1 protein-coding gene is annotated in these 14,841 nt (G+C 51.5%); it reads right to left on the bottom strand.

Annotated features, from left to right (window positions below; translation table 11 throughout):
- Window positions 1–11: 11 nt before the first annotated feature.
- On the bottom strand, window positions 12–14,837 hold the full coding sequence (locus AB204_RS24125; protein ID WP_200898230.1) for a non-ribosomal peptide synthetase: 14,826 nt from the start codon (window positions 14,835–14,837) through the stop codon (window positions 12–14).
- Window positions 14,838–14,841: the final 4 nt, after the last annotated feature.

A 14,841-nucleotide genomic window follows, 5' to 3' on the forward strand; every position in this document is an offset into this window, starting at 1 on the left:
GTTTGAATAAATCAGTAAGGTTTTCTCTTTCCGAACAAGAACGCAGAATTTGGGTTATTCGTGTAATCCAATGTCTGCCATAGCTGAGTCAGCCAGTGCTCAACCTGTGGTGTGGACAACATGGTCATATGATTGCCGGGAGCAAGCATCGTGTTCAGTTTAGCAACATGAGTACTCCACTGAGTTTCGCGGGTTTTTCTTTCATCGGTATCCCCGTTTTCTGCACTGATCAGGTGAACAAGTCCCTCATAACGTGTACGGGGAATATAGCGGGTGTTCAGGTTGGCCTGCATAACGCGGATGACTCCCTGTAGCAGTGATATCGGCGTTTTGACCGGGAAGAGACCGGCTTTCACCAAGGCACTGTGTAAAAATTGGATCTGTTCATCCGGCGCCAGATTATCAAAATCTTGTCTGGTGAGCGGAAGGGGCTGATTTAATATCATATCGTAGATATCGATCAACTCCATTATCGTTTCAATATAATTGGTTGACTTGCGGGCGCTGCCTTGCTGGTCAGGTTCATCAGTATCGATAAGAATGAGATCGGAGACTTGTTCCCCTTCAGCCTGCAATTGTAAAGCCATCTCAAAAGCGATCCAGCCGCCAAAAGAATGACCTAACAGATGATAAGGGCCATGAGGCTGGGTTTCACGGATAACCTGAATATAGGCACGGGCAGCGCCCTCAACGCTGGTATAAGGATAATTATGCTCGACGGTAAAGCCACGTGCCTGTAAAGCGTATATCGGGAGTGACGGTGGGAATGACAGCGCCAGTTCGAGCAAACTAGAAGGGCTGGCCCCCGCGCCGGGCATGCAGAATAGCGGCGATACCGATTTAGATCCCAGTTGAATGATAACGCGTGGGTCGAAAGCAGGAACGGCTCGCACGTGTTCGGTGATTGAATCCGCTATCTGATTGAGCAGAGGAGGATGCATCATGGAAAAATGCGTCCCACCGATCATGTGGCGTTCTGAATTCTGGCCGGAAATATCGTGCCAACCCCGCCAAATATCCCCGTTGTTTAACTCATCTGCTGTATAGAGATGGATAGGTAAGGATGATTTCGGCGCGATATAATCTTGCCCAAGCTGCGTAATCAGCTCAGCAGTATATAAACGAATGAGGACATCCTCTCGTGTGATATTAGCCGGCAACCATTGGTGTGCAATACAGTGATCAATCACCTGCTCCAATTTGCTGAATTGGTACAGTTCTGCCAATACCTGTTCGTCTTTAACACTTTCGTGAGTACGCAGTGAGTCAATGATGAACTCAATTTGTCTTGCTTCCTTATCTACAGGCTGGTCAGTAATCATTGACAGTTCATCACTCTTTTCAGAGGAACCGTTATTGGCATGATGATAAGAATCAATCAGTCCGAGGAACTCTACCGTTTCTCCGTCACTCGTAAGTTGTTGAGCTATTTCATAGGCAATCAAACCACCAATTGACCATCCGGCCAGACGATAAGGCCCTTGTGGTTGGAGACGACGGATTGCCTGAATGTGACTGGTCGCAAGTTCCTCAATTGACACAGGTGGATGCTCAAGTGTGTGAATGCCAAGCGCCTGCAACGCATAAACGGGGAGTTCTGGTGGCAGTAAAGTCGCCAGTGGTGAATAAACCAAAGGATCGCCGGAAGTTTCATGCACCAGAAATAGAGGTAGCAAAGAGCCTGCCGGACTTAATGGTACGGGGTTCGCATCAAATGGCGATACAGGTATAGCAGCTAGGTGTTCACTGGCAGCCAAGGCCAGTGAGCACAACGTCGGATGTGCGAACAAAGCGGTCAGCGGAACTTCCATGTCTTGTTCACGCATACGATTCAATAGTTGTACCGCGAGCAATGAGTGACCGCCAAGCTCAAAGAAATGATCATAGCGGCCGATTCGTTCCAGTCCCAATAAATCTTGCCAAATCTGAGCCAGCGTTGTCTCAGTTTTACCAATCGGGGCGGCATAGCCACGTACTACAATCGCGGACGAGTCTGGCGCAGGGAGCGCCTGACGATCAAGTTTACCGTTGGATGTCAATGGGAAAGCCTCTAACGTTACAAAGGCGCTGGGTATCATGTACTCAGCGAGATGTTGGGTGAGTTGCTGGCGCAGTTCGGCCGGCACTAATTTAATACCTGACTGAGGCAGCAAATAAGCGACCAACCGTTTCTGCCCCCCTGTTTTTTCATAACCTGTTTTCTCATAACTTGTTTTCTTATAAAAAGCATCTTCGCGGGCAATAACCACGGCTTCGCGCACACCGTGACATTGTGTGAGCCGGGTTTCTATTTCACCGAGTTCAATTCGGAAGCCACGCAGTTTGACCTGAAAATCATTGCGGCCGAGATATTCGATATTACCATCGGGTAGCCAACGGCCGAGATCGCCGGTCTTATACATGCGTGCATCCGAATCTGAAGAAAATGGATCGGCCAGAAAACGTTCGACGGTAAGTTCAGGGTAGTTCAGGTAGCCACGGGCAACCCCTGCACCAGCGATATGGATTTCACCTGTGACACCAAGGGGAACCGGTTGACCATACAGATCAAGGATATAAATCTGGGTATTGGCAATTGGACGTCCGATCGGAATAGAGCGGGTAACATTAACGGGTGATGCAATAGTATAAGTTGCAGCAAACGTTGTAGTTTCTGTTGGGCCGTATCCGTTAATGAGATGTGCGGGTTGTGACTCAGCTAACTGCACACGTTGGATTTTCTTCGGATCGAGAACATCGCCACCGACAAGCAGATAGCGTAACTGTCCAAATAAAGGGGTGAGCATATCGAGATACTCGTTGAATAAGCCTGCGGTTAACCATAGGGCGGTCACTTGCCCCTTGATAAGTGAATCACAAAAACGCACCGGATCAAGCAGTACGGATTGTGAAACCACATGCAAACGCCCACCGTTTAACAGGGCTGACCAAATTTCCCAGGTCGATGCGTCAAAAGCAATATTGGCACAATGGGCTACGCAGTCACTCACACCGATATCCGCATAAGCGTTATTGATAACCAACCGGTTAACACTGCGGTGCTCAACCATTACCCCTTTGGGTTGTCCTGTCGAGCCGGACGTGTAGATCACGTATGCCAGATGGCGTGAAGTCAGCCCCAACATTCGGGCTTCCGGATTGTGCTCCGGTTGTCCCTCCAGAGAAATGTCTTGTGCATCAAGTAATAACATAGACACAGTGTCATGCAGTCTGTCGCTCTGTGCTGCCTGAGTCAGTAATACTACGGGGGCAGCATCTTTGAGCATATATACCAGCCGTTCAGTGGGATAGGCCGGATCAAGCGGAACATAGGCCCCACCCGCTTTAAGGATGCCAAGTAAACCCACAATCATTTCGGGGCTGCGTTCGAGACAAATGGCGACCCGATCATCCGGGCGCACACCCAATGCAATCAGATGATGAGCCAGACGATTGGCGCGACGGTTGAGTTCGCCATAGCTAATGATTTGATCGCCAAACATCATCGCAATAGCGTCAGGGCGTTGTGCCGCCTGAGCCTCAAATAGCTGGTGGATCAAGGCATCCTGTGGAAAATGCGTCTGAGTGGCGTTGAAGTCCACCAACAATTGTTGTTGTTCTGATTTCGGTAGCATTGGCAGAGTGGCAATGGCTTGCGTTTCATCAGCCGCCATCGCTGTCAGTATATTTGTCAGATAACCAACCATACGCTCAACGGTAGTAGAGTCGAACAAATCAGCGGCATAGGCCAGAGCACCAGCCAAACCAGCTTCAGTTTCGGCTAATGATAATGTCAAATCAAAGTGAGTGCTATGGTGCATTTGTTCAAATGGTGTGAACTGTAGTTCAGGTAAAGCCAGTTCTTGAGCCGGCGTGTTATTTAAGGCCAGCATCACCTGAAAGATTGGGCTGTAACTGAGGCTGCGCTCAGGCTGTAGTGCTTCCACCACCTGCTCGAAAGGCAAATCCTGATGGGCATAGGCCGCGAGCGCCTGTTCCCGGACCTGTGCAAGCACATCAGCCACACTGAGTCCATCATGGAATTTGATACGCAGGGCCAGCGTGTTGACAAAGAAACCCATTATTCCTTCAAGTGCATGATGTGGGCGATTGGCCACCGGCGTACCAATCACAATATCATCCTGACCACTGAGTCGGGCAAGTACGATGCTCCATGCACTCAGCACAGTCATAAACAAGGTGGTGTTATGGCGTTGTCCCAGTCCTTTAAGTGATGCCAATAATGTGGCATCAAGATGGAAGGAAACCTGATCGCCAACATAAGTTTGTACCGATGGACGTGGGCGATCAGCAGGCAGTGTCAGTAACGCTGGTGCGCCCTCAAGTTGGGTACACCAGAAATCACGTTGTTCAGCGAGGGCCGCCCCTTGCAATTGTTCATGTTGCCAGACGGCATAATCAGCATACTGAACGGACAAGGGCGGCAAAGGATCATCGTGGTTATACAGGGCAGCACGGTAGAAGATACCCAGTTCGCGTACTAATACACCAATAGACCAGCCATCAGTGATAATGTGATGCAGGGTGAGCAGTAACACATGCTCCTCATCGGTCAGTTGCAGCAGTTGACCGCGAATAAGTGGCCCTTGAGCAAAATCAAAGGGCGTTTTCGCCTCAAGATCAGCAAGTTCAGTCACATGGCGGGTATGAAGAGCCGGATCAAGCTGACGCAGGTCATGGCAGGACAGGGCGAAGCCGATATCAGCAGGATCGATGTGTTGGCAGGGTTGACCTTCCACCAGAACAAAACGGGTACGCAAACTCTCATGGCGGGCAACCAGACGATCAAATGCGATGGTCAAAGCCTGACGATTGAGCGAACCGGTCAGGCGCAGTGCGGAAGGAAGATGGTAAGCCAGGCTCGCCGCCGGATCGAGTTGTCCCAGAAACCACAAACGCTGTTGGGCAAAAGACAAAGGTAATGGTTGGTTCCGGTCAGCAACAGGAATCATGGCCTGAGTGGTTGCAGCCGCGTCAGTAATGGTATGGGCCAAATCCATCAGGACAGGTTGGGCAAAGAGTTGTTGTAACGGCAACTCCCGGGCCAGCGCCTGACGTATACGTGCAACGAGCTGAACGGCCAGCAGGGAATGACCGCCGAGTTCAAAGAAATGGTCATGGCGTCCAACCCGTTCCAGTCCCAGCAACGCTTGCCAGATCTGCGCCAGAACGGTTTCGGTTTCACCGACAGGTGCTGCATAACCACGCGTCACTACGGCAGATGAATCCGGAGCAGGAAGCGCTTTACGGTCAAGTTTCCCGTTAGGTGTTAACGGGAAAGCCGCTAACATGACAAAAGCACTGGGCAGCATATATTCGGCAAGATGTCGGGTGAGTTGCTGACGCAGTTCAGCGGGAACCAGTTCAACCCCCTCCTGTGGACGCAGATAAGCGACCAGACGTTTCTGATCCGGCTCATGTTCGCGGGCAAGAACAACCGCATCACGCACCCCGTGACACCGCATCAGTTGGGCCTCGATTTCACCCAACTCAATACGGAAGCCGCGTATTTTGATCTGAAAGTCATTGCGGCCGAGGTATTCAAGATTGCCGTCAGGCAGCCAGCGTCCGAGGTCGCCGGTTTTGTACATACGGGCATCGGGGATCGTGGAGAACGGATCGGAAAGGAAACGACTGGCAGTGAGTTCAGGGCGGTTCAGATAACCACGGGCAACCCCCGCGCCAGCGATATGGATTTCCCCTGTTACGCCAAGGGGCACAGGCTGACCAAATTGGTCAAGAATATAGATTTGTGCGTTGGCTATCGGGCGACCGATGGGGGGCAACGTTGGCCAGTGGTCACTCTCTTTGCCCAATATATAGGATGTTGCAACATGGCTTTCCGTCGGGCCGTAGTGATTGTGTAACTGGCAGTTGCCAGCCCGTTGCAGGAAACGCTGAATGGCGGGTGTAATGCGCAATTGCTCACCGGCAGTAATAATATGAGCCAGACAGGAAAAGTCGTCATCACTGTTGCTGGCGGCTTCCGCAAGATGCTGGAGGGCGATGTAGGGCAGGAAAATACGATCTATTCGTTTTTGCTGAATTAACCGGAGGAGCTGCTGAGGCTCCCGACGCATGGTTTCATTAATCAGAACCAGACCGCCGCCTTCACACAGGGTGGTAAATATTTCCTGAAAAGCGACATCAAATCCCAGCGCGGCAAATTGCAGGGTCTTGCCGGTTCCAGCGGGATGTGAAGGCGCCTGACGATGCCATTGCAGCAGGTTTGACAAGGCCGCCAGCGGCATTTCTACTCCTTTGGGTAATCCGGTCGAGCCTGATGTGTAGATCACATAGGCCAGATGATGTGATGCCAGCTCCAATGACTGTGTGTCCGGGTTATGGGTTGGCTGTTCAGACAGACAGACTTGGGGGGCATCGAGTAACACGGTAGTGTATCCGGCGGCAGGCACGGCATGGTTCAATGTATCAGCAAGCGTTGTCTGGGTAAGTAAAGCTACCGGTGCTGAATCCCTGAGCATATACGCCAGTCGTTCGGTCGGGTAGGCGGGATCGAGCGGGACATAAGCACCACCGGCCTTGAGAATGGCGAGTAACCCCACTACCATCTCCGGACTGCGTTCAACACAAATCGCCACCCGTTCATCCGGCCTTACACCCAGCGCAATCAGATGATGCGCCAAACGGTTAGCGCGGCGGTTGAGTTCGCCATAGCTCATAGTTTGATCATCAAACATCACGGCTGTCGCATCAGGCTGCCGGGCGGCCTGAGTTTCAAACAGTGAGTGAACTAAGGTGTTTTGTGGTCTGTCGGTCTGAGTGGCATTGAAATTCACCAACAATTGTTGTTTTTCCGATTCCGGCAGCATCGGCAGAGCAGCAATCGCCTTCGTCTCATCAGAAGCCATCTCAGCCAGTATATTTGCCAGATAGCCAGTCATACGTTCGGCTGTTGTGAAATCAAACAGGTCAGCGGCATAAGCCAGAACGCCAACCAAACCAGACTCAGTTTCGGTCAGTGATAACGTTAAATCAAAATAGGCACCATGATGTGCCTGCTCAATTGATGCAAGCTGTAAACCGGGTAATACCAGCCGCTGGGCCGGCGTGTTATTTAAAGTCAGCATCACCTGAAAGATTGGGCTGTAACTGAGGCTACGCTCAGGTTGTAATGCTTCCACTATTTGCTCAAAAGGCAGATCCTGATGAGCATAGGCCGCGAGTGCCTGCTCCCGGACCTGTGCAAGCAAGTCAGCAACGCTGAGTTCGTTATTGAATCTGACACGCAAAGCCAGCGTATTGACAAAGAAACCAATCAATCCTTCAAGTTCATTATGTGGACGGTTGGCAACGGGTGTGCCGATAACAATGTCATCCTGACCACTGAGTCGGGCAAGTACAATGCTCCATGCACTCAGCACAGTCATAAATAAGGTGGCATTATGACGCTGTCCCAGTCCCTTAAGTGATGCTAATAATGTGGCATCAAGATGGAAGGAAACTTGGCCGCCAACATAAGTTTGTACTGATGGACGCGGGCGATCAGCAGGCAGTGTCAGTAAGGCCGGAGCACCCTCAAGCTGAGTACACCAGAAATTGCGTTGTGCAGTCAGTGTAGCTTCTTGCCGCCAGCCACGTTGCCAGACGGCATAATCGGCGTATTGAATGGGCAGCGGTGGTAAGGGAGCATCATGACCGTCAAGTGCAGCGCGGTAGAAAGCCCCCAGTTCGCGCACCAGCACACCAATAGACCAGCCATCAGTGATAATGTGATGCAGGGTGAGCAATAACACATGCTCCTCATCGGTCAGTTGCAGCAGTTGACCGCGAATAAGTGGACCCTGAACAAAATCGAAGGGGGTTTGGGCTTCAACATCGACAAGTTGAGCAACACGACTGGCGTGCAAATCGGGAGCAATCTGGCGCAGGTCATGACAGAACAGAGAAAAACCGATATCGGCAGGGTCGATGTGTTGGCAGGGTTGCCCTTCAACCGACACAAAGCGGGTACGCAAGCCTTCATGACGGGCAATCAGACGATCAAGGGCAGTAGTCAAAGCATGACGATCAAGCGAACCGGTCAGGCGCAGTGCCGCAGGGATGTGATAGGCCAGACTGGCTGCCGGATCGAGTTGTCCCAGAAACCACAGACGCTGTTGGGCAAATGACAGAGGCAGCGGCTGGCTGCGATCAGCGACGGGGATAATGGCTTGCGTCGTTGTGGCAGCCTCAGTAATTGTGTGAGCCAGCGCCATCAGGATCGGTCGGTCGAAGATCTTCTGTAATGGCAACTCTCGCGCCAACACTTGACGAATGCGTGCTACAAGCTGGACGGCCAGCAGGGAATGACCTCCGAGTTCGAAGAAATGGTCATTGCGGCCAATTTGCTCCAGTCCCAATAAGTCTTGCCAGATTTGTGCCAAAGAGGTTTCTGTTTCACCGACTGGCGCTGCATAGCTGCGTGTAACCACCGCAGATGAATCCGGGGCAGGGAGTGCCTTTCGATCAAGTTTACCATTGGGCGTTAATGGGAAAGCTTCAAGCATCATAAAAGCACTGGGTAACATATATTCAGCGAGGTGCAGGGCGAGTTGCTGACGCAGTTCAGCGGGAACCAGTTCAACGCCATCCTGTGGACGCAGATAGGCAACCAGCCGCTGCTGATTCGGTTCATCTTCTTCGCGGACAATTATTTCTTCTCGGACAACTATTTCTTCTTGGACAACAACGACAGCTTCACGTACTCCGTGACACCGCATCAGTTGGGCCTCGATTTCACCCAGTTCAATCCGGAAGCCGCGTAGTTTGACCTGAAAATCATTACGACCGAGATACTCGATATTGCCATCAGGCAGCCAACGGCCGAGATCGCCGGTTTTGTACATGCGGGCGTCCGGATTTGCAGAGAAAGGATCGTTAAAGAAACGTTCAGCGGTCAGTTCAGGACGATTCAAATAGCCACGGGCAACCCCTGCACCAGCAATATAGATTTCACCTGTTACGCCAAAAGGAACAAGCTGACCGTGAGTATCGAGAATATAGCTTTGGGTATTGGCGATGGGGCGGCCAATCACCGAAGCCTCGGGTATGCCGGGCGTCGCGCTGTATTCATACCATGTAGCATCACCATTAATTTCAGACGAACCATAAAAATTCAGCAGCCGAATCCAGGGGTATTCTGCCACGACCTGCCGTGCCAGTTCAGGGGCAAGCCGTTCTCCGCTGCAAATCAATGTCCTGATTGATTTCAGGTAATGACTATTATCATTACGATCCCGTATCAGGAGTTTCAATAGTGAAGGTACGACCACCAAAAGGTTAACATCAAAGTGCTGCAAGCCTTCACAGAAACGAACAGGGTCTTTCACTTCATGGTTGTTGAAAACCACCAGTTTACCGCCAGCCAGCAACGTGCCCAGTGTTTCCGTGATCGAATCGACAAAGCTGATGCTGGTTTTCAGCGCTGCGGTCAATGATGACGTTGCGATATCACGCACGAACCACAACAACCGGTTGCACAAAGCCCGGTGGCTACTCATCACGCCTTTGGGGACACCTGTTGAACCGGACGTATAAACAACATAGGCCAGATGGTGAGCGGTCAGATCCGTCACTTCCGGGTTATGTTCCGGCTGTGTTTCCATAAACGGTTCTTGGGGGTCGAGCATAACGATGGGTATAGAATCTGTAGACTCAGGGCCGATACATGTATTCAGATCGATAAATGTAGTATTCAGGCCCACCGTTTGCTGAATTGCTTGTTGGGTCAGCAGCACCACGGGTGCGGAATCCTCAAGCATATAAGCCAGCCGTTCAGTGGGATAAGCCGGATCAAGCGGCACATAAGCACCGCCGGCCTTGAGAATACCAAGCAGCCCCACCACCATCTCCAGACTGCGTTCGACACATATCGCTACCCGATCGTCCGGCCTTACACCCAGCGCAATTAAATGATGTGCTAAACGGTTGGCACGGCGATTCAGCGCTTCATAACTGAGTAATTGTTCTCCACATACCATTGCAATATCAGTGGGATGACGTGCTGCTTCAATTTCAAATAATTGATGGATTAAAACATCTTGTGGGAAGTCTGTCTGGGTAGCGTTGAAATCCACCAACAATTGCTGTTGCTCCGCGGCCGGCAAAATCGGCACTTGCAGAATGGGTTGTTGCGGATCATGGGCTAAGGCATCAATCAGCCCACTGATAGCAGTGGTTAGATATTGAGTCACGCGGACAGGATCGATCCCGGGCACAGTCTGAGCCATCAGATGGAAACCCAATCCCAGATCATCCACTGACAGGGTGATGGGATAGTTGGTTCGTTCCTCAGCAGCCAGAATACGCATCCCTGTCCACGCCGTGTCAGCGGCTTCGGTCTCACTGGCCTGACTGTGGCGATAATTCAGCAAGGCACTGAACAGCGGCATGGGTTGTGCCACACCACTGCATCGTTGTGCCAGCGCCAACGGTGCCTGTTCATGTTCCAGCAATGTTGTCAGATTGCGATAGGTGGCCTGTATGACTTCCCGCACACTGCGTCCTGTCAGGGAAATCCGCATCGGCAGGGTATTGATGAACATACCCAGTGTTCGTTTAACCCCTGAAATTCCCTGTAGGCGGCCCAATAATACCGAACCAAAGACCACATCATCGTGACCGCTGGTATGTGCCAACACCTGTGCCCAGGCGACATGGAACAGTACGCTGGGGCTGACACCCAGACGACGGGCCTGCGCGCGGATATTCTTCGCCAAAGCGGGATTGAGCGGGAGACGGGATTCGTTGATGGCGCTGCTATCGCTGTGTACTTTGAGTATCCCGAATGGTGCTGTTGGCTCAACAACATCGGCAAGTTGGGTGCGGAAATAGTCTTCATGCACTGTGCCTGGCACACTTAAAGTTTGGGCGATAAAGTTGCGATAAGGCAATGCAGCGGGCAGCATTGCGGTATTTCCCTGCAACACCTGAGCAATTTCAGCGAAGATCAACTCTAATGTCACATGGTCGCTGACCAGATGGTGAAAACGTAAGGATAACAGCCATTCACTTTGTACTGGATCGTGGGCAATATCCACAGCGAACAGCGGGGCGCGGCTCAGGTCAAGACGATTCCTGCGGGGATCGGTGTGAGCACATAATTGCGATGGAACGTCGTCCACTGTAACCGGAGTAAAGACGTTGATACACAATGGCGCATGACGCCAAACCACCTGAACAGGTTGGGCCAGCGCTTGCCAATAAGCAGAAGTACGCAGAATATCATGGCGGTCGATGATTTGTTGCAACGCGCCTGAAAAAGCATCGAGACGCTCACGGGTATCAAAGGCCAGCAAACTTTGCAGCAGATAATCATCACCTTGTGTCTGCAACAAGTGATGGAACAGAATTCCTTCCTGCAATGGTGCCAGCGGATAAATGTCCTGTATATTACTTACCCCGCCGGGAATAGTTTCAATAATGGCATTGATTTCCGCCTGAGACAGTGAAACCAGCGGCAACATATCAGGTGTGATGGTGGTGCCGTCTTCGCGGATAAGATTGGCGGGCACCACGAAAGCAGAAGTATTGTTCTGATATGTCAGAATAGCTTGCGCCAGTTCACTCAGGACAGGCGTGGCGAATACACTGCGCACATCAAGCCGCCAGCCGAGGTTGTGCAGTTGTTCAATCAGGCTGACGATCATCAGTGAGTGACCACCGAGTTCGAAGAAATGGTCATGACGACCGACTTGCTCCAGTCCCAGCAAATCCTGCCAGATCCGGGCCAACGCAATTTCTAACTCTCCGGTCGGCGCTTCATAGCCACGTGCCACCATGGCAGAGGAATCAGGTGCAGGAAGTGCCTGACGGTCGAGTTTGCCGTTGGGGGTCAATGGGAAAGTGTCGAGAACCATAAAGGCACTGGGCAGCATATACTCGGCAAGGTGCGAAGAGAGTTGCCGGCGTAATTCCGCAGGAACCAATTCAACCCCATCTTGCGCCAGCAGGTAAGCAACCAATCGCTTCTGGCCGACGGTTTTTTCAGCAGATATATCTTCGCGGGCCACAACGACAGCTTCGCGCACACCATGACACTGCATTAACTGCGCTTCGATTTCACCCAGTTCAATCCGGAAACCCCGCAATTTAACCTGAAAATCATTACGACCCAGATATTCGATATTGCCGCTGGGCAGCCAGCGTCCGAGGTCACCGGTTTTGTACATGCGTGCGTTCGGGTCAGAGGAGAACGGATCAATGAGGAAGCGTTCAGCGGTAAGTTCAGGACGATTTAAGTAACCCCGGGCGACACCTGCACCCGCGATATGAATTTCACCGGTAACACCAAGAGGAACGGGCTGACCGTAAGTGTCGAGGATATAGATTCGGGTATTAGCGATCGGGCGCCCGATATGAGTGCCAAAACCGGTTGCCCGATTCATGCGTGTCCATGTTGAATAGGTTGTTGTCTCTGAGGGACCATACAGATTGCACACGTTCTGTACGGAAGAACGGGCAAACAACTGCTCAACAATATGCGGTTTCAGGGCTTCACCCGCTAAATTGATGGTTTTGGTTACAGCAGGAATCGCATTGGCATCGATCAAATGTGCAATGGCTGATGGCACGGTATTGATTAGGCTGATCGACGGCTTTGTCGCCGTCAGCCCTGTGGTGATTAATGACAGGGCATCGGAAACAATATGAACCGTGCCACCGGAAATAAGTGGCGCAAGGCATTCATATACCGCCAGATCAAAATTAAGTGACGTAGCAAAAAGGGTGTTAGCCAGCTCCTCAGGGCTGAACGTCCGTTGTGCCCAGATCAGGAAATTCACCGTATTACGGTGGGCAATGGCGACCCCTTTTGGCCGTCCGGTGGAGCCAGAGGTGTAGATCACATAAGCCAGATGGTGCGATGTCAGGCCCAATACTCGGGCATCCGGATTGTCTGCCGCTTGTTTTTGAATAAATGGTTTTTGAATAAATGGTTTTTGAATGAACGGTTCTTGGTTATCGATGAATACCGTGGGTACGGTGCTCGTTAGTTTGTCTGAGAGTGTGGTTTGCGTCAGTATCACCACCGGAGCCGAGTCTTCAAGCATATACGCCAGTCGTTCAGCCGGATAAGCGGGATCAAGGGGGACATAGGCACCCCCAGACTTGAGAATAGCCAGCAAGCCTACCACCATGTCCAGATTACGTTCAGCACAAATCGCCACACGCTCATCCGGACGTACGCCTTGTGCAATCAAATGATAAGCCAGAAGATTAGCACGGTGATTCAGTTCGGCATAACTGAGTGATTTCTCTCCGCATACTATGGCGATGGCATTGGGCGTAAGCGCAGCTTGTGCCTCGAAGAGTTGATGAATCAGGGCATCCTGTGGGAAATCTGCCTGAGTGTTGTTGAACTCTACCAGCAGTTGTTGTCGTTCCGAAGCCGGCAGTATCGGCAGGGTGGCAATGGATTGTGTTGCATCCGTCACCATCGCGACCAGCACTTGTTTCAAATAGCCGACCATGCGTTCAATAGTGGCAGAATCGAATAAATCAACGGCGTATTCCAGTTCACCGAGCAAGCCAACCTCAGTTTCGGTCAGCGATAGCGTCAAATCAAAGTGGGTACTGTAGCGTATCTGTTCTGCGGGCGCGAGTTGCAGGCCAGATAGCGTTAGCGTTTTGGCGGGCGTGTTGTTTAAGGCCAGCATCACCTGAAAAACCGGGCTGTAGCTGAGGCTGCGTTCGGGTTGCAATGCTTCCACCACTTGCTCGAAGGGCAAATCCTGATGAGCATAAGCGGCAAGTGCCCGCTCGCGGACCTGCGTGAGCAAGTCGGCAACACTGGCGGTATCATTCAATGTGACACGCAAGGCCAGCGTATTAACAAAAAAACCCATCAATCCTTCAAGTTCTTGATTCGGACGGTTAGCGACCGGTGTACCAATCACAATATCGTCCTGACCGCTAAGCCGGGTAAGTACGATGCTCCAGGCCGACAGTATAGTCATAAACAAGGTAGTGTGATGGCGCTGCCCGAATAATTGAAGTGATTCCAGCAAGGCGGCATCGAACTGAACGGGGACTTGGCCTGCGGTATAAGTCTGTATAGCCGGGCGTGGTCGGTCAGTCGGCAGATCCAACAAAGCGGGTGCACCTTTGAGTTGCCCACACCAGAAATCACGTTGTTTAGTAAGGACATCACCTTGTAGCCAGTCACGCTGCCAGACAGCATAGTCGGCATACTGAATGGGCAGAGAGGGAAACGGATCACCCTGATTGTCGAGAGCAGCCCGATAGAGACTACCCAGTTCGTGAACCAGCACACCAATAGACCAGCCATCAGAAATAATATGATGCTGCGTGATCAGTAATACATGTTCTTCATCCGCCATTTGCAGCAAATGACCGCGGATCAGCGGGCCTTGAGTCAGGTCGAAAGGTTTCTGCGCCTCAAGGGAAGTCAGTTCGGCAAGGCGATGAGCCTGTGTTTCTGAATCCGATGAGCGCAGATCTTGACAGGATAACGCAAAGCCGACATCGGTAGGATCAATATGCTGGCAGGGCTGCCCCCCGATAAGCATAAAGCGGGTGCGAAGAATTTCGTGGCGGGCAATCAGGCGGCTGAGCGCGCCAGTCAGGGCATAATGATTAAGCTGCCCCGTCAGACGCAACGCAACAGGGATATGATAGGCCAGACTGGCGGCCGGATCGAGTTGGTTAAGGAACCACAGACGCTGCTGGGAGAAGGACAATGGCAAGGGAAGATCACGGGCAACTTGCCTGATTGGTGGCCGTTTCTGATACGTTTGATTCTGATCCTTCTGAGTTTGTAGTTGTTCTTTAATTTTCTTTTTTAAAACGGCACGTTTCAGATTATCGAGATTCATGTTG

Source organism: Xenorhabdus khoisanae, from assembly GCF_001037465.1.
In the GTDB taxonomy this organism is placed as follows: Bacteria; Pseudomonadota; Gammaproteobacteria; order Enterobacterales; family Enterobacteriaceae; genus Xenorhabdus; species Xenorhabdus khoisanae.